The sequence below is a fragment of the Streptomyces sp. S6 genome (genome assembly GCF_054880855.1).
The window spans coordinates 1-1187 of record NZ_JBTYMC010000664.1; the positions used below are offsets into that span (position 1 = coordinate 1).

General features: G+C 72.3%; 1 protein-coding gene. It reads right to left on the reverse strand.

Annotated elements, in window-relative coordinates; translation table 11 throughout:
- Positions 1-1124 (reverse strand): tyrosine-protein kinase family protein (locus tag ACVNF4_RS36260; RefSeq protein WP_461807068.1); only part of this gene is annotated, 1124 nt, incomplete at its 3' end.
- Between the last annotated feature and the right edge of the window lie 63 nt (positions 1125-1187).

Genomic DNA, 1187 nt, shown 5'->3' on the forward strand with positions numbered 1-1187 from the left:
TCGCCGCCGGCGCACGCGCGGACGACGCGGAACCCGCTGCGGGTGAGCAGCGCGGCGAGCCATTCGGCCCACATGCGGTCCTCGGCGGCGTGGCTGAGGAGCAGGTCCGCGGGGAGGGCGACGGGGCCGCGCACGAAGCGCCGTCTGACGGCGAGCCGCACGTCCTCGTCCATCCGGGGCAGGGCGATCACGGCCCGGTCCGAGATCACCTTCGTGAGCCGTTCGAAGGCCGCCAGCAGGGAGTTCGGGCTGCCGGGGACGTCACCGAAGGCGGCCAGTGTCTCCTCGTACGCGTAGAAGGGGCGGTAGGGCACCTCCACCTCCCCCCAGTAGGTGAGCAGTTCGTCCGGTGACAGGTTCTTGGGCAGGCCGGGGAACATGGCGCGCGCGAGGGAGCGTCCGGCGTCGGCCTTCTCCTTCTCGCCCTCGTCGATGCGCATCGGGACGGGCAGGACGCGGATGTCGCGGGCGTGGAAGCGTTCGCCGATGTCGCGGGCGACGGCCGCCGCGCCCTCGATGCTCTGGTGGCTGAGGGTGAAGCAGTCGACGACGACGTCGGGCAGGTGGGCGGTGCAGATGTCGGCGATGTCCGAGAGGCCGGTGCGGCTGTCGATGAGGACGTAGTCGTAGTGGGCGCGCATGTCGTCGCGCAGGGCGTCCAGGAAGAGGCCGCCGCCGAGCCGGTCGTAGAAGTTGTTCCAGTCGAAGGTGGCGACGGCCGCGGAGTATTCGCGGTTCTGGCGGCCCGCGGTGATCAGGTCGAGGGTGCCGGGTCCGGGGAAGGTCCAGTCGACGGAGACGGCGTGCCGCTGGACGCGCGCGTAGGCGCGGTGCCAGTCGGCGGGGCGGGACCCGCTGTCGTCGGTGGCGGCCCAGGCGTACTCGGTGAGCATGTCGACGACGCCGGTGGTGGCGGCGGTGGTGGCCGGGTCGAGGAAGGGGTGGAAGAAGCGGTGCAGGCCGGGTGCCTCCAGGTCCCAGTCGACGGCGAGGACCCGTCTGCCGTTCGCGGCAAGGATCCAGGCGACGTTGGCGAGGGCCATGGTGCGTCCGGTGCCGCCCTTGTAGGAGTAGAACGTCACGATGCGGCCGGCCCGGCCGCCCTGCTCCTCAGCCCTGTTCATCGTGGCCTTTCTGCTGCGCGCGGGGAGCGAATGCCGGGTGGCCGGGCCGCCCCCCGACGCCGG